The organism is Streptomyces sp. NPDC092045, from assembly GCF_044756005.1.
Taxonomy (GTDB): Bacteria; Actinomycetota; Actinomycetes; order Streptomycetales; family Streptomycetaceae; genus Streptomyces.
On sequence record NZ_JBIVSC010000012.1, the window covers coordinates 79,752 to 95,284 of the forward strand.

At 76.3% G+C, this 15,533-nt stretch carries 11 protein-coding genes and 2 pseudogenes; 5 read left to right on the forward strand and 8 right to left on the reverse strand.

The features are described 5' to 3' along the window. Nucleotides 1-78 precede the first annotated feature (78 nt). On the reverse strand, nucleotides 79-951 hold the full coding sequence (locus tag ACIQKA_RS24405; protein WP_383152598.1) for a helix-turn-helix domain-containing protein: 873 nt from the start codon (nucleotides 949-951) through the stop codon (nucleotides 79-81). Nucleotides 952-1,301: 350 nt separating this feature from the next. Between ACIQKA_RS24405 and ACIQKA_RS24410 the strand changes: the two genes are divergently transcribed. Further along, nucleotides 1,302-1,799, forward strand: a complete 498-nt coding sequence (locus ACIQKA_RS24410; RefSeq protein WP_383152599.1) for an ATP-binding protein — start codon at nucleotides 1,302-1,304, stop codon at nucleotides 1,797-1,799. Nucleotides 1,800-1,861: 62 nt separating this feature from the next. On the opposite strand, the gene ACIQKA_RS24415 is transcribed toward ACIQKA_RS24410, so the two are convergent. From ACIQKA_RS24415 to ACIQKA_RS24425, 3 genes are all read right to left on the reverse strand, one after another. Further along, nucleotides 1,862-2,074, reverse strand: a complete 213-nt coding sequence (locus ACIQKA_RS24415) for a DUF397 domain-containing protein (RefSeq protein WP_189832228.1) — start codon at nucleotides 2,072-2,074, stop codon at nucleotides 1,862-1,864. 165 nt (nucleotides 2,075-2,239) lie between these two features. After that, complete coding sequence (locus ACIQKA_RS24420; RefSeq protein ID WP_391095649.1) at nucleotides 2,240-4,306, reverse strand: FUSC family protein; 2,067 nt, start codon at nucleotides 4,304-4,306, stop codon at nucleotides 2,240-2,242. Nucleotides 4,307-4,466: 160 nt separating this feature from the next. Next, on the reverse strand, nucleotides 4,467-5,591 hold the full coding sequence (locus ACIQKA_RS24425) for a DUF2786 domain-containing protein (RefSeq protein ID WP_386367824.1): 1,125 nt from the start codon (nucleotides 5,589-5,591) through the stop codon (nucleotides 4,467-4,469). Between the two features lie 314 nt (nucleotides 5,592-5,905). Here ACIQKA_RS24425 and ACIQKA_RS24430 point away from each other — a divergent pair. Next, a pseudogene (locus ACIQKA_RS24430) lies at nucleotides 5,906-6,652 on the forward strand (ABC transporter ATP-binding protein); the annotation flags it as partial. Between the two features lie 386 nt (nucleotides 6,653-7,038). Beyond that, nucleotides 7,039-9,169: pseudogene (locus tag ACIQKA_RS24435) on the forward strand (FtsX-like permease family protein). Nucleotides 9,170-9,381: 212 nt separating this feature from the next. Here ACIQKA_RS24435 and ACIQKA_RS24440 read toward each other — a convergent pair. Beyond that, nucleotides 9,382-9,969 carry a GNAT family N-acetyltransferase gene (locus ACIQKA_RS24440; RefSeq protein ID WP_391095653.1) on the reverse strand — a complete coding sequence of 196 codons (588 nt, stop codon included), beginning with the start codon at nucleotides 9,967-9,969 and terminating at the stop codon, nucleotides 9,382-9,384. An 88-nt stretch (nucleotides 9,970-10,057) separates the two neighbouring features. On the opposite strand from ACIQKA_RS24440, the gene ACIQKA_RS24445 reads away from it, so the two are divergent. Together ACIQKA_RS24445 and ACIQKA_RS24450 are read left to right on the forward strand one after the other, a co-directional pair. After that, complete coding sequence (locus ACIQKA_RS24445; RefSeq protein ID WP_402542379.1) at nucleotides 10,058-11,752, forward strand: bifunctional 3'-5' exonuclease/DNA polymerase; 1,695 nt, start codon at nucleotides 10,058-10,060, stop codon at nucleotides 11,750-11,752. Nucleotides 11,753-11,911: 159 nt separating this feature from the next. Next, on the forward strand, nucleotides 11,912-12,292 hold the full coding sequence (locus tag ACIQKA_RS24450) for a DUF6479 family protein (RefSeq protein WP_383150334.1): 381 nt from the start codon (nucleotides 11,912-11,914) through the stop codon (nucleotides 12,290-12,292). Nucleotides 12,293-12,370: 78 nt separating this feature from the next. On the opposite strand, the gene ACIQKA_RS24455 is transcribed toward ACIQKA_RS24450, so the two are convergent. The 3 genes from ACIQKA_RS24455 to ACIQKA_RS24465 all read right to left on the reverse strand — a co-directional run bounded on the left by ACIQKA_RS24455 (nucleotide 12,371) and on the right by ACIQKA_RS24465 (nucleotide 15,532). Beyond that, nucleotides 12,371-13,057 (reverse strand): 4'-phosphopantetheinyl transferase family protein, encoded by a 687-nt coding sequence (locus tag ACIQKA_RS24455; protein ID WP_383443202.1) that lies wholly within the window; start codon nucleotides 13,055-13,057, stop codon nucleotides 12,371-12,373. Between the two features lie 16 nt (nucleotides 13,058-13,073). Then, complete coding sequence (locus tag ACIQKA_RS24460; protein WP_383150330.1) at nucleotides 13,074-14,387, reverse strand: MFS transporter; 1,314 nt, start codon at nucleotides 14,385-14,387, stop codon at nucleotides 13,074-13,076. An 89-nt stretch (nucleotides 14,388-14,476) separates the two neighbouring features. Next, entirely contained in the window at nucleotides 14,477-15,532 is a 1,056-nt protein-coding gene (locus tag ACIQKA_RS24465; RefSeq protein WP_391095657.1) for a polysaccharide deacetylase family protein, read from the reverse strand. Between the last annotated feature and the right edge of the window lies 1 nt (nucleotide 15,533).

Genomic DNA, 15,533 nt, shown 5'->3' on the forward strand with positions numbered 1-15,533 from the left:
CCCCTCTACCCGCTACCCGCGCGATGCGACTGATGTACGAATCCCGTACGCCTGATGTGGCGTCATCGTACTGATGCATCAGGAGAGTTGGAGGAGGCCCCGGAGGATGTCCCGGCTTTCGGCCGGATCCGGCCCGTCCTGCTGGAGCTTCTCCATCACCCGCCGGTACTGGGCGACCTCCTCGCGCTTGTCGAGGTAGAGCGCGCTGGTGAGCTGCTCCAGGTAGACGACGTCGGAGAGGTCGGACTCGGGGAAGCTCAGCATGGTGAAGGCGCCGCTCTCGCCGGCGTGGCCGCCGAAGCTGAAGGGCATGACCTGGAGGGTGACGCCGGGGTGCTCGGAGACCTCGATGAGGTGCTTCAACTGCCCCCGCATGACGTCCCGGTCGCCGTACGGGCGGCGCAGCGCGGCCTCGTCGAGGACGGCGTGGAGCTGCGGGGCCCGCTCGGAGACCAGGACCTTCTGGCGTTCGAGCCGCAGGGCGACCCGGCGGTCGATCTCGGCGCGCGGGGCGCCGGGCATGCCCCGGGTGACGACCGCCTGGGCGTACTCCTCGGTCTGCAACAGGCCGTGCACGAACTGCACTTCGTAGACGCGGATGTGGGACGCGGCGCCTTCGAGCCCGATGTACGTCTGGAACCACCCGGGCAGGACGTCGCCGAAGCTGTGCCACCAGCCCGCGACGTTGGCCTCGCGGGCGAGCCCGAGGAGGGCGCCGCGTTCGGCCTCGTCCCCGACCCCGTAGAGCGTGAGCAGGTCCTCGACGTCCCTGGCCTTGAAGCTCACCCGTCCCAACTCCATGCGGCTGATCTTGGATTCGGACGCGCGGATCGAGTACCCGGCCGCCTCGCGGGTGATGCCGCGCGACTCGCGCAACCGCCTCAGCTGGGAGCCCAGCAGGATGCGCCGCACCACGCTTCCGCTCGCTCCGCCCGATTCGCCTGCGGTCACGGCCCCAGCCTCCCCTTTACGGTGTCGACCCCCCGTCGAATCCCCGTCGAGCCCCGGATTCTGCCACCAAACGCTTCAGCGCGTACACATGCGATTACGGAAAGGCGACGGGTTCCGGGCATCCGCGGGCACGGAGCGTGCAGATCAGGGGAAGTTCCCTTCCGGTAGCGGTCTTCGCGTGGACGACTTATGCACAGATTAGGCACAGGAAAGGACAGGTCCGGCGCGTGCACGTGCATCTGCCCTTGCATCCGGGGGTCGCATTCGGAAGCATGGGGCCCGCGCAGCCGCGTACTCGTTCGTGTTGTCGTGTTGTCGCACCACAGTCGCGATTCCCGGGAGTGCCTCGCATGGGGACGAATGGATCGACCGTGCTCGAGCCGTTACGGCAGGGCCTTCCGCCGATCGATCCCGGCGCCGTCTCCACCTCGGCCTCCTGCGCCCTTCCCGCGCGGTTCGAAGCCGTGCGCGGGGCCCGGAAGTTCACCAGCGCGACGCTCGACCGCTGGGAGCTGTCGGAGCGCTTCGACGACGTGGCCCTCGTCGTCTCGGAACTCGTCACCAACGCGCTGCGCCACGCGGTGCCCGCGGACGCGTGTCCCGACGACGGCCGGCAGCCGCCGGTCCGGCTGCACCTGATGCGCTGGGCCTCGCGCCTGGTGTGCGCCGTGCGCGACCCCAGTGTGGAGAGCCCGGAGGCGCGCGGCGGCGAGGAGGACTTCGCCGCCGAGTCGGGGCGCGGCCTCTTCCTGGTGGACTCGTTCAGCGACAGCTGGGGCTGGCACCCGCTGGCGGGGACGCTCCAGGGCAAGGTCGTGTGGGCGCTGTTCCGGATCGGCCCGGAGTAGACGGAACGCACGCGCGAGGGCCCCGGCGGTCGCCGCCGGGGCCCTCGCGCGCGTCCGCGCGCTCACACCAGGTGGTCGAACTCCCCGTCCTTCACGCCGAGCAGGAGCGCCTCTATCTCGGCGGGCGTGTAGACGAGCGCGGGCCCGTCGGGATGACGGGAATTGCGGACGGCAACGTTTCCCCCCGGAAGTTTTGCGAACTCCACGCAGGAACCCTGGGAGTTGCTGTGCCTGCTCTTCTGCCACACGACACCGCGCAGCTCCGCGGCCGCCATGCCGTTGTACGCGTGATGCGCAGGATGCACTGGTAGCTCCCGAGTTGCTTGGTGCAGGTGTCAACTTGCTCGGATCATAGCTGTGTTCACATGACGGCTGCATGAGCAGATGCACGTGCACAAACGGTGGCGTACCGACTACGCGACAGAGTGTGCCACCAGCGGTTATCCCGGACGCGGGGCGGTCTCGGAGAGGGCCGTCGCGAGGTCTTCCAGGCTCTCCAGGAGCAGGACGGCGCCCTTGTGGAGCAGGAAGTGGTCCGGCGGTTCGCCGGACCAGGCGTCGACGGTCTCCCGCAGCTCGGCCCAGTCCGGCTCCCCGCGCTCCCGCAGCGTCTTCGCGCCCCGCGCGGTCGACCGGCGCAGGGCCTCGGCGAGCGCGGCGGCGTACGGGAGGGGTGCGGCGCCGCGCTCGGGCAGGTGCGCCTCCATGAGCATCGCGACCCGGCCGAACTCCCCGAGCGCGTGCTCGGCCTGCTCCACCGCCGCGTGCGAGAGCCCCCGGTGGCGCACCGGCTCGTGCGCCGCGCGCTCCAGCGCCTCCTGCCAGGCGACCCGGGCGGCGCGGGTCCTCAGGAGCGCCTCGCGGACGTCGGGGTCGGCCGGGCCCGCCGGGTCGGCGTACCCGGCGGCGACGACGGACGCGTACCGTCCGACCGACTCCAGCCAGTCCGCGAGCAGGCCGCGCAGCCGGGGCGTCTCCCAGGCCGGGTAGACGGCGTACGCCAGCATCGCGAGGAGCCCGCCGAGCAGGGTGAGCAGCACCCTCTCCCGCACGGTCTGGTCGACGCCCTCGCCGCCCATGCCGAGCAGGAAGACCACGTACGCGGAGACGCAGACCTGGCTCGCCGCGTACCCCGTCCGCATCAGCAGGTACATCCCGAAGGCGCACAGCACCGCGAGCACGGCGGAGAGGTGCGCGTCCGGGTGCGCCGAGCGCACCACCGCCGTCGCCAGGCCCACGCCGACCAGGGTGCCGCCGAAGCGGGCCACCGAGCGGGCGTACGTCTGCGAGAAGTCCGGGCGCATCACCATGACCGAGGCCATCGGGGCCCAGTAGCCGTGGCCGAAGGGGAGGGCCGCGCCGAGGAGGTAGCCGGCGGCGGTGACCACCGGGACGCGGATCGCGTGGCGCAGGACCGGGGACTCGTGGCGCAGCTCGGCGCGCACCTGGGCGAGGACGAGGGGGGCGAGCCGGACGAGGGTGGGCCGGGAGCGGGACACGCCCGTGCGGACCGGCGTCTCCGCGTGCGGGTCGGCGGTCTCCAGGACGTCGCCGAGGAGGGCGGCGAGGCGGACGGCGGCGCGGCGCGGCGGGCCGGTGAGGACGGAGCCGGTGCCGGGGGTGCGGAGGGCGGCGAGGGCCGGGGCGGGCAGGACGACCGGGTCGCCGCGGCGGATGGCGAGCGCGGCGGCGTCGAGGACGGCGGCGGCGGCGTCGAGCAGCTCGCGCACCCGGTCCCGCTGCGGCCCCTCCCCGGGGACGCCGACGGCCGGGTCCGCGAGCGAGGCCAGGACGGGGCGGATGCGCTCCGCGAGGCCCCGGGAGCCGTGCAGCTCGGCCGGGCGGCGGCGGGCCTGGCGGGGCGTGACGGCGGCGGCGTTGCGGGCGGTCATCAGCGGGACGGGGTCGAAGGGGGCGATCGGGTCGTGGCGCAGGCGGCGGGCGTAGTCCGCCTCGGCGGTGAGGGCGTCCGCGAGGGCGTCGCGCTGGGCGCCCCAGCGGCGGACCGGGAGGAGGGCGACCAGGGCGGCCTGGACGACCCCGCCCGCGAAGATCGTGGCGGCGTGGCCGGCGGCGGTGGCGACGGAGGTGGGGAGGGTGACCGTGACCAGCATCATCGCCACGTTCGAGGAGGCGATGAGGCCGGCGGTGGGGCCGGCGGCCCAGGCGAGGCCCGACAGGAACGTCCACAGGAGCAGCAGGGCGAGGAAGAGCCCGTCATGGGCGCCGGTCAGATAGCCGATGAAGGTCGACACGGCGAGGCTGGCGCCGGAGGCGAGGGCGAGGGTGGGGCGGGGGCGCCAGGAGCGCTGGAAGGTGGCGATGGCCGCCTGGAAGGCGCCGAAGGCGGAGGAGACGGCGACGGCGGGCCCGAAGAGGGCGAGCGAGAACCCGACGACGAGCGCGAGCCCCAGCGCGCCCCGCGCCGCTCCCCAGGGCTCGAGCCTCTGCCGCTCGACGCTGAGCCCGGAGCGGGCGGTCCCCTTCAAGGCCCGGAGCCAGCTCATGCGGGAAGCGTATCGCCACGATCCGGCACGAACCGGCCGTTCGGCCCCCGCCCCGCCCCTTCCCGGAACCCTGCCGGGGCGGGCGGGTGCCGAACGGCCGGTTCCCGGAACCCTGCCGGGGCGGGCGGGTGCCGCCGGGGCCGCGCTCCCGGGCCCGGGGCTACGCCCGGCCCTCGACCCCCCGCCGGTCCGGGTGCAGGGCCGCGCGGTCCGCGGCCGTCGCGCCGTGGTTCCAGCCCGCCTCGTCCCAGGCGGCGCGGACGCGGGTGGTGCGGGTCTCGGGGAAGAGTTCGTCCGTGCGGGTGGCGACCGCCGCCTCGCGGGAGGCGAGGACCGGGAGCAGGGTCGGGGCCTCGGCGGCCACCCGGCGGGAGGTGGCCGAGAGCCGGGCGCCCAGCCGGTTCGCGTACGCGAGGAGGAAGGACTGCCGGAAGGACTTCGTGCGCTTGCGGCCGCCCGCCCGCTGCTCCGCCTCCGCCCGCGTCATCGCCGCCGTCCCCTGCACCAGCAGCGAGGTGTAGAGGAGCTCCACCGGGTCCAGGTCCGCCTCGAAGCCGACCACGGTCGAGAAGCCGTGCGCCTCGTTCCACACCGCCCGGCAGTGGTTCGCCGTCGCCACCGCGTCGAGCAGGATCGCCTTCGCCTGCTCGTACGGCGCGTCCACCCCGATCCGGAGCGCGCCGGGCGCCTCCGGGGACGGTGCCCCCGCCGCGAGCGTCGCCCCGTCCAGGCTGTGCCGGGCCATCAGCTCCTGCGCCTTGGCCGTCAGCGCCTCCGCCTCCTCCGGGTAGCCGGTCGCCTCCGCCTTCGCGAGCAGCGCCCTGATCCGGCCCAGCGTCCGGGGCTCCCCGGCCGCCGGCGGCGGCAGCGCCTCCCCCGGCGCCGGGCCGACCGCGTCCAGGCGCGGCAGCCGGACGAGCAGCCGGTACAGCTCCAGGACGGACGTCGCGTACGAGAAGCGGTCCGCGGGGCGGCCGGGCCCGTCGGGGAGCTCGTCGAGCTGCGCCTCCCAGCGGTGCGGCAGCCGCCCGTACCCCGCCGTCTCCGTCCTGATCAGCCCGGCGAGCAGCCGTACGTGCTCGTCCCCGAGGTCCCGGCGGGCCGTGCGGACCAGGTCCGCGGGCTGCCAGCCGCGCCCCCACAGCGTCCGGACGAACTCCTCGCCCCGCCGCGCCAGTTCCGCGTCCGCGCCCCGGTCGGCGGCGAGCAGCGAGGCCGCCGTGTCGAGCGACCCGTCGTCGCTCGCGTACAGCGCCCCGAAGGCCTTGTCGATGGTGGTGCCCACGCCGTCCTCGCGTCCCGTTCCTCGTCCGTACGCCCGTCCCGTCTCCCTCCGATGGTCTCAGCACCGGCCACGGCCCCGTTCCTCCCGGGGCGGGGGAGGGCTCCGGGGCGGGGGCGGACCGGGGGGGCGGGCCCGGACCGGGGGGTAGGCCCGGACCCCGGGTGGGGCAGGCCCGGACCGGGGGGCAGGCCCAGCCCGGCCCGGAGGCAGGCCCAGCCCGGGGTCCGGGCCCGGCCCGGGGTAGGCCTGGCCCTACCCCGGGGACGCCCGCCAGTGGTCGTGATCGGCGGCGGCGGAGACGGTTCGCTGGGTCCATGACCGCAACCGACACCCGCAACGCAGCCGCGGCCGTCGCCGTACGGCTCCGGGGGCTCACCCGCCACCACCGGGACGTCCGCGCCCTCGACGGCGTCGACCTCGACCTCCGGGCCGGGACCTTCACCGCCGTCATGGGCCCCTCGGGCTCCGGCAAGTCCACGCTCCTGCGGTGCGCCGCCGGGCTCGACCGGCCGACCTCCGGGACCGTGGAGATCGACGGGACCGCCCTGGAGGGGCTGAGCGAACGGCGGCTCACCCTGCTGCGACGGGACCGGATCGGTTTCGTGTTCCAGTCCTTCAACCTGCTGCCCTCCCTGACCGCCGCGCAGAACACGGCCCTGCCGCTCCGGCTCGCCGGCCGCCGCCCGTCCCGCGCGGAGGTCCGGGAGGCCCTGGCCCGGGTCGGGCTCGCCGGGCGCGAACGGCACCGGCCCGGCGAGCTGTCCGGCGGTCAGCAGCAGCGGGTCGCGCTCGCCCGCGCGCTGATCACCCGGCCGGCCGTCCTCTTCGGCGACGAGCCGACCGGCGCGCTCGACTCGACGACGAGCCGCGAGGTCCTCGACCTGCTGCGGGAGCTGGTCGACCGGGACGGCCGGACGATCGTCATGGTCACCCACGACCCGGTGGCGGCGGCGCGCGCGGACCGCGTGGTCTTCCTGGTCGACGGCCGCGTGGCGGACGAACTGTCGGCCCCGGAGGTGGAGACGGTCGCCAGGAGGACGGCGGCGCTGGAGGGGCGGGGAGCGGGGCGCGGCCCGAGGGCCGAGCAGGCCCCGAGGGCCGAGCAGGCCCCGAGGGCCGAGCAGGCCCCGAGGGCCGAGCAGGCCCCGAGGGCCGAGCAGGCCCCGAGGGCCGAGGAAACCCGGGAGGCCGGGGAAGCCTCGGAGGGCTCGGAGGGCTCTGGTGCCGGGGAAGCCCGGGAGTCCCGGCACGTTCTGGGGGGCCGACAGACCCGGAGGGCATGGAGGTCCCGGGGGACCCGGCGGTCCCGGGGGACCCGGCAGAACCCGCAAGGCCGGCAGGACCCCCGATCCCGGCGGACCCCCGAACCCCCGCAGGACCCCCGAACCCCGCACCACCCGCACCCCACCGTCTCCACCACCCCCGCCGCCCCCGCCGGAGGCACCCCGTGCTGACGCTCGTCCTCGCCGGGCTGCGAGACCGCTGTGCCTCCCTCCTCGGCGCGTTCGTCGCCCTCGCCCTCGGGGTCGGGCTGCTCGCCGTCACCGGGCTCGGGCTCTCCGCCACCTTCCACGCGCCCGAGCGCGCCCCCCAGCGGTTCGCCTCCTCGCCCGTGGTCGTCACGGGCCACGACCGGCTGGTCCTCGACGTGCGGCGCGGGCCCGCCACCGCGCCCGTGGAGCGGCGGCTCGACCGTCCACAACCCGTGGAGGCGGAGCTCCTCCGCGCGCTGCGCGCCCGTTGGGCCGTCACCACGGCGGGCGGCCCCGACGCCGTCGGCGTCGACGCCCCCGCCGACCGGGTCCGGGACCTCGTCGGCAGCCGCGCCCGGGTCCTCACCGGGGCCGAACGGGTGCGCGCCGATCCCGACCCCGAGCGGGACGCCCGCGCGCTCACCGCCCTGAACGCCCTCCTCGGCACCTCCGGCGGCGTCACCGCCTTCGTCTCCGTCTTCGTCGTCGCGTCGACGTTCGCGTTCGCCGTCGCGCTGCGCCGCCGCGAGTTCGGGCTCCTCAGGACCGCCGGGGCCACCCCCGGGCAGGTCCGGCGCCTCCTCCTCGCCGAGGCCGCCGTGCTCGGCGTGCTCGCCTCCGCCGCCGGATGCGCCCTCGGCGCCCTGGGCGCGCCCCTGCTCACCCGGACGCTCGTGGACGGCGGCCTCGCGCCCGCGTGGTTCACGGTCGGCGGGGCCTCCTGGCCGTACCACGCCGCCTTCTGGACGGGCCTGGCCGTCGCCCTGACCGGCGCCTTCGCCGCCTCCCGCCGCGCCGGGCGGACCGGCCCGACCGCCGCCCTGCGCGAGGCGGACGTCGACGCCGACGTCCTGCCGCCCGGCCGGGCCCTGGCCGGGGCGGCGCTGCTCCTGACCGATCTGGGGCTGCTCGTCTGGACCTGCGCGACCGAGCCGTCCGAACTCCTGAAGCGGAAGACGTACACGACCCTCCCGATGCTCCTGATCGGCGGCACCGCCCTGCTCGCGCCGCTCCTCGTCCGGCCGGCGGCCCGGCTGCCGCTGCTCCGGGGGGGCGGTGGGGACGCTCGTGCGGGAGAACGCCGCGGCCTCCGTCCGCCGCACCGCCGCCGTCGCCGCGCCCGTCCTGGTGACCGTGGCGCTCGCCGGGTCCCTCTTCGGCTCGGCGGCGGGCGTCACGCGCGCGAAGGGCACGGAGCTCCGGGAGCACACGGCCGCCGCGTACGTGGCGAGCGGGGAGGACCTGCGTCCGGTGACCCCCCTCCCGGCCGGGGCCGTCGTCTCGGCCACCGGGGCCACCTCCGTCTTCGTACGGGACGGGGCGGAGGCCGTCGTGAAGTACGGCGCGCGGGCGGTCGCCGACCCGGCGGCCTTCGCGGACCTGGCCCGGCTCCCGGTGGTCGCCGGGGACGTGCGGGACCTGGACGACCGGTCGATCGTCGTGAACGAGGACTTCGAGCGGCGCCGGGTCGGCGGGGCGGTGGAGGTGTGGCGGGCGGACGGAAGCGGTCCGGTACGGCTGCGGATCGCGGCCGTCCTCGCGCTCGGGACCGGCGACAACGGCCCGTACGTCACCCGGGCGAACGCGCCGGGCGCCGTCCTCGACCGGATCGAGGCGCGCGGCGGCGGCGCGGCGACGGTCCGGGCCCTGGAGGCGAGCGGCGGGACCGTCGCGACCGCCGGCGCGTGGGCGGCGGCCGAGCGCCCGGCGAGCAGCCCGCAGACCCGGCTCGGCCTGGTCCTCGTCCTCGGCATCGCCCTCGTCTACACGGTGATCGGCCTCGCCGGCACCCTGCTCATGGCCACCTCGGTGCGGGGCGCGGAGCTGGCCTCGCTGCGGCTCGCCGGGGCCACCCGGGCCCAGGTCCTGCGGGTGGTGACGGGCGAGGCGGCGCTCGCCGTCGCGATCGGCGCGCTCCTCGGCCTGGTGGTGACGGCCGTCGTCCTCGGCGCCCTGGGCGCGGCCCTGGCCGCGCTCTCCGCCCCGGTCGTCCTCGCCCCGCCCTGGGCGGCGGTCGGCACGGCGGCGGGCGTGTGTGCGGCGGTCGCGGTCACCGCCTCGGCCGTCCCGGCGTGGCGCCTGACGCGCGCTTCCCACGGGGCGTGAGGAACACCTGACGCGCACCCCTCGACGGGCCCCTCGCGTGGCGCGCGGACCGTCGACCGGCCATGGTGGGACGACGGGGCGGTGACCGGGGTCGGAGCCGGGTCACCGCCCCGGCCCCGGTCCCGGCTCCGGCCACCGCCCCGACTCCGGTCACCACCCCAGTCCCGGCCACCGACCCGGCCGCCGCCCCGCTCCCGGCCGCCGTCCCGTCCTCAGCCGGTCGTCCCCAGCGGCTCCGCCGCCTCCGCCGCCTTCGCCGCCCGCCACTCCCCCGCCAGGACCGACCAGACCTCCTCGTCGTGGCGGCGGCCCCGGTACGCGTGGCTCTCGCGCAGGACCGCGTCCCTGGTCATGCCCAGGCGGCGGGCCACGGCGATGCTCGGCGCGTTGTCCGAGGAGACGACCCACTCCACCCGGTGGATCCCGCGCACCTCGATCGCCCAGTCGACGAGCGCCCGCGCCGCCCGGGTCACCAGGCCCCGGCCCGTCGCGGCCGGCTCCAGCCAGCAGCCCGCCTCGGCCGTGCCGTTCGCGGTGTCGAGCGTCCGGAGGATCACGGCGCCGACCAGGGTCCCGTCGAGCCGGATGCCGTGGATGCGGCCGGTGTCGGCCGCCGTCCTCTCCGCGTACGCCCGGAGGAAGGCCCGGCCGGACTCCAGGTCGGTGACGACGTCCGGCAGCCCGTTGCGGGCGCCGATGAACTCCCTCCCCCGGTCCATGTGCGCCAGGAACTCGTCCGCCTGCCACGGTTCGAGCGGGCACAGCTCCGCCCCGTCGTCCCCCAGGGACATCGTGTACATCGTCCTCCCCCTCCACGTCAGGATCCGGTGTCCGCGCCACAGCGTAGGAGGCCCGGCCCTGTCAGTGGCGGCTGCGAGACTCGCCGGTATGAGCGAGAGGTGGGCGCTGGCCGCCGAGGAGGAGGGGGACGGGGCGCTGCTCGCGCCCCTCGGCCCGGACGGCGCGCCCGCCGGGCCGGTGCGGCGCGAGCCGGACCTGGTGGCGGCCGTGCGGGACCGGCCGGAGGTGGCCCGGTGGGTGTGGCGGTCGACGGCCGAGACGTATCCCCGGCTGCTCGCCGCCGGGGTGCGGGTCGAGCGGTGCTACGACGTGGAGGCCGCCGAGCAGGTGCTCCTCGGGTACGAGGGGCGGCTCGGCGAGCCCCGCTCGGCCGCCGCCGCCTGGGCGCGCCTGCGGAACGCGCCGGTGCCGCCCGACCCGCCGCCCCGCACCGCCGAACCCGGCTCGCAGGACTCGCTGTTCGAGCCGCCCCGCGTGACCGCCGTGCCCTTCGAGGGGCTCCTCGCGGTCTACGCCGAGCAGCTCCGCCGCCACGACCGGGTCGAGCACCCGGGCAGGATGCGGCTGCTGACGGCCGCCGAGTCGGCGGGGACGCTGGTGGCCGCCGAGATGCACCGGGCCGGGCTGCCGTGGCGGGCCGACGTGCACCGGGAGCTGCTGAACGAACTGCTCGGCGAGCGGTACGCGGGCGGGGGCGAGCCGCGCCGGCTGGCCGAGCTCGCGGGCGAGGTGTCCGCGGCCCTCGGCCGCCGCGTCCGGCCCGACCTGCCCGCCGACGTGGTGAAGGCCTTCGCGGCGGTCGGGATCCGGCTGCGGTCCACGCGCCGCTGGGAGCTGAGCGAGGTCGACCACCCGGCGGTGGAGCCGCTGATCGCGTACAAGAAGCTGTACCGGATCTGGACGGCGCACGGCTGGTCCTGGCTGGCCGACTGGGTGCGGGACGGCCGGTTCCGGCCGGAGTACCTGCCCGGGGGCACGGTCAGCGGGCGCTGGACGACCAACGGCGGCGGGGCCCTCCAGATCCCGAAGGTGATCCGGCGGGCCGTGGTCGCGGACGGGGGCTGGCGGCTCGTCGTGGCCGACGCCGACCAGATGGAGCCGCGCGTCCTCGCCGCGATCTCCCGCGACCCGGGCCTGATGGAGGTCGCTGGCCACCCCGACGACCTGTACACCCGGCTCTCGGCCCGCGCCTTCTCCGGCGACCGCGAGCACGCCAAGCTCGCGCTCCTGGGCGCGGTCTACGGGCAGACCAGCGGCGACGGCCTGAAGAACCTGGCGGCGCTGCGCCGCCGCTTCCCGCTGGCCGTGGCGTACGTCGACGACGCGGCGAGGGCGGGCGAGGAGGGCCGGCTCGTGCGCACCTGGCTCGGCCGGACCAGCCCGCGCGCGGTCGGCGCGGGCGACGCCGAGGAGGCGGGCCTGCCCCAGGAGGGCGACGCCGAACCGGTCGTGGAGGAGGGCGAGTTCACCCCCGGGTACGCCTCGGGGAACACCCGGGCGCGGGGCCGCTTCACCCGCAACTTCGTCGTCCAGGGCAGCGCCGCCGACTGGGCGCTGCTGATGCTGGCGGCGCTGCGGCGCTCCCTCGCCGGGATGCGGGCGGAGCTGGTCTTCTTCCAGCACGACGAGGTGATCGTGCACTGCCCGGCGGAGGAGGCGGAGGCGGTCACGGCGGCGATCCGGGCGGCCGGGGACGAGGCCGGGAGGATCACGTTCGGGGACACGCCGGTGCGGTTCCCGTTCACGACGGCGACGGTGGAGCGGTACTCGGACGCGAAGTGAGGCGGGGAGGCGCGGTGCCCGTCGGCGTCGGAGACGCGGTCCGGCGGCTCACCGGGCGGAACGGGGCCCGTGCACGCGGAGCGATCGGACATCACGGATAAATCAGAAGAGATCCCTTCCCGGCGCATCCAAAGAAGCGGAATCGGGTAATCCGTAGATATGAACACTCTCAGCGCAGCAGAGAACCTGGCGGCTGGGGTTTGGCAGTCAGGCCTGGCACAGGTTCTCGGCGGTCTCATCGTCGTCGCCGTCCTCATCGGCGCGTTCATGTTCGGCATCCGTGTCCGCAACCGCGAGTCGGCGCCCCCGAAGACCGAGGAGCAGCCGCACCGGCCCGACGGCGGCCTGCCCGGCGAGTCGTCCGAGTACCGCAAGGGCGCGGAGATGCCGCAGACGGACGCCGAGCACCGGCTCATGCCGTACCAGCTCAACCACTCCGGAACCGAGACCTCGCCCGAGCCCCCGGACGAGGAGAAGCGCAAGTGGGGCGGGATCTCCAGCGGCGGCTTCGGCAGCGGCGGCACCGGCCACGGCGACTGACCGGCCGAACGCGCGGGAGCGCGACACCGGCGGCGGGGCACGGCCCCGCCGCCGGTCACGCCCGCCCGCCGCCACCGGTCACGCCCGCCCCCGCCGTGCGGGCCGCACGGTCCAGGCGCAGGCGACCGGCGGCGCAGCGCGGTCGCCTTCGTCTCCACCTCCGTCTCCGGCTCCGTCTCCGGGCGGGGCGGACCAGCGGACGCCGTCCCAGGTGCCCGTCCGCGCGCCGAGGGGGACCGGGACGGTCCAGGGGCGGCCGGAGAAGCCCTTCCCCACGGCCTTCACACAGGCCTCCTGAACGGCGAAGATCCGGGCGAACCCGGACCTTCGCGCCTCCTCGGACCGGGCCGCCAGGGCGTCGGCGTCCCCCGGCGCGCAGCAGAGCCGCAGCAGCCGGTCGCCGACGGCGGCCGGGACCTGCACGTCGACGCCGACGTCCCGGCCCCGGCCGACGGCCGCCGCGACCCAGCCCGCGGAGTGCGAGAGGCTCACCCCCAGGCCGGGCCGTCCGGGCAGGTACGGGCGGCCGCCCGGAAGCGCGGCGACCGGCCCGTCCCCGGCGTCCTCGCCGGCCTCCCGCAGCAGGAACCGCAGCAGCGTCCGCGAGGCGAGGTGCTCCGCCGCGCGCCACGGCGGCAGCCCCCCGGCGGTCGCCCGGTCCGCGGCGGCGACGGGCAGCGCGCCGAGGACCTCCTCGTTCCGGGCGACCAGGTGGTGCACGCCGTCGGCGGGCGTGCGGATCCGGCCGGACACGGCCCCGGGCACGGGCGCGCCGGACCCGTCAGACGCGGTCCGGGACACGCCGCAGGGTGCGGATCGGGCGGGCCGCCAGGAGGGCGGTGGCGGTGAGGAAGGAGACCACGACGCCCACCACGAGGACCTCGTCGGTGCCGAACGCGTCGACGGCGGGACCGGCCAGCGCGCTGCCGATCGGGTACATGCCGACGGAGCCCGCGACCTCGTAGGCGTGGACGCGGTTCAGGACCTCGCCCGGCACCTGGGTCTGCACGCTGGTGGCCCACATGACGCCCCAGACGCCGATGCCGGCGCCGACCAGCACCTGGGCGACGACGAGCAGCCAGACCGGCCAGCCGAGCACGATGCCGAGCGGGTAGAGCGGGTACGCCATCATCGCCACGGCCCCGGCGGCGAGCGGCCGCTGGGGCTTGTAGCGGATCGCGAGGAGCCCGCCGGCCACGGTTCCGGCGCCGAGCGCGGCGTTGATCAGGCCGAAGGCGCTCGCGCCGTGCTCGGGCACGATGACGCCGGCGGCCACCGAGAGCTGCGGCCCCCAGGAGAGCACCGCGTAGAACATCCAGATCAGGATGACGCCCCAGAGCCAGCTCCGGGAGCGGAACTCGTGCCAGCCGACGGCCAGGTTGCGCCACAGGCCCTCGCCGGCCGGCGGGGCGGGCACCACGCCGAGCCGGAGGGCGAACAGGCAGATCGCGCTGGTGCCGTAGGCGACGGCGGAGATCACCATGACCCAGCCGGTGGACCCGAAGCCGACCAGGGTGCCGGCCAGGGCCGGGCCGCCGAGGCCGGTGATCGCCTCGGAGGTGCGCAGCACGCCGTTGGCGCCCTGCACGTCGCGGGAGACCAGGGGCACGGTCGAGGAGGCGCCCGGCTGGAACAGGGCGTTGGCGGTGCCGGCGACGACGAGCAGCGCGTACAGCTGCCAGAGGTGGTCGATGCCGTGGATGAACAGGAGGGCGAGCAGGACGTGGGCGGTGAGGTTGGCCAGGTCCGCGATGATCATCATCCGGCGGGCGGTGAACCGGTCGGCGAGCACCCCGCCGAACAGCACCAGGCCGGCGAACGGGGCGACCAGGAAGGCCATCGAGTACCCGGCGGTGTCCAGGCCGTACCCGCCGCTGAGCAGACCGGCCGCGACCGCGACCGGCAGCATGGCCCAGCTCAGCAGGCCGGCGCTGCGGGCGACGAAGTAGTACCGGAAGTTGCGGGACCAGATCGCCGGCTCGTCCGGGGACGGTCCCGTCGCCCGCGTCCCCGGCTTCCCCGGCTCCCCCGGCGGTCCTCCGTCGGGCCCGTCCTTCGTCAGCGGGGGCGCCGCCGCCGGAGTGGGCTCTGCCAAGCGTTCTTCCATGACCCTTCAGTCCTTCGGTCGTTGATCGGGGTTCGGGGGGCGGGGGTTCGGGAGGGCGGAGGTTCGGGGGCCGGGGTTCAGCGGTCTTCGGGGCCGGTGCGGGGCGGCGGGGCGAGTTCGTCGAGCGCGACCGGTTCCAGGCCGCGTTCGAGCAGGCCCTCGACGATCGCGGGAAGGGCCGCCACGGTCTGGCTCCGGTCCCCGGCGCCCTCGTGCATCAGCACCACCGAGCCGGGGCCGACGCCCTCCAGGACGGTCTTGGCGATCTGCCCGGGCCCCGGCCGCGACCAGTCGCGGGCGTCCACGTCCCACATCGTCAGGGTGGCCGGGTGCCCGGCCAGGACGGCGAGCACCTCGGGGCTCAGCGCCCCGTACGGCGGCCGGAACCAGGCCGGGGCCGCGCCGGCCACCCGGTCCAGCTCCTCCGTCGTCCGGTCGATCTGCTCGCGCAGCTGCTCCGGCGTCAGGTCGAACAGGAAGGGGTGCGACCAGGAGTGGTTGCCGAGGCCGTGGCCGCCCGCGACGATCCGGCGCACCTCGTCGGGCAGCGCGGCGACGTGGTGGCCGACGCAGAAGAAGGTGGCCCGGGCCCCGTAGCGGTCCAGGATCTCCAGGACCTGCCGGGTGAAGACCGGGTCGGGGCCGTCGTCGAAGGTGAGCGCCACCTTCGGGACGTCCCGGCGGCCGTGCTCGAAGCAGCGCCCGGACGCCGTCAGGGCCTTCTGGGCCGGTTCCCCGCGCCGTACGCCCTCGAAGTACTCCTCGGCCCGGCCGGTCAGGGTGCCGCCCTCGGCGGTCACCCGGGCGAGCTCGCCCGGCGCGGCCAGGGCCCGTTCCGCGAGCTGCCGGGCCGTGACGGAGCCGAAGCGCGGCCGGGGCGGAAGGAGCCAGGGGTCCGCGCGGTGGACCTCCAGGCCGGCGGCCGTCATGGGGCCGTCGAGCAGGCCGTTGGTGCTGTCCAGGACCACGGCCGGGGGCTCGCCGCCGTCGAAGTCCCGCAGCCAGACGATGAGTTCGGCGACCCGGGCGGCGCCCCAGTCGCGCGGCTCCCCCACCGGGCGCCCGGCGCCGTCCAGGACCTCGACCCGGTAGCCCGCCTCGGTCCAGGCGATCCCCGCGTACCTCTTCGTCACC

Coding starts and splice junctions, on each gene's coding strand:
- ACIQKA_RS24450 (WP_383150334.1), top strand. CDS start 11,912: ATGAACACTCTCAGCGCAGCAGAGAACCTGGCGGCTGGGGTTTGGCAG.
- ACIQKA_RS24440 (WP_391095653.1), bottom strand. CDS start 9,969: ATGTACACGATGTCCCTGGGGGACGACGGGGCGGAGCTGTGCCCGCTC.
- ACIQKA_RS24445 (WP_402542379.1), top strand. CDS start 10,058: ATGAGCGAGAGGTGGGCGCTGGCCGCCGAGGAGGAGGGGGACGGGGCG.
- ACIQKA_RS24415 (WP_189832228.1), bottom strand. CDS start 2,074: ATGGCGGCCGCGGAGCTGCGCGGTGTCGTGTGGCAGAAGAGCAGGCAC.
- ACIQKA_RS24410 (WP_383152599.1), top strand. CDS start 1,302: ATGGGGACGAATGGATCGACCGTGCTCGAGCCGTTACGGCAGGGCCTT.
- ACIQKA_RS24420 (WP_391095649.1), bottom strand. CDS start 4,306: ATGAGCTGGCTCCGGGCCTTGAAGGGGACCGCCCGCTCCGGGCTCAGC.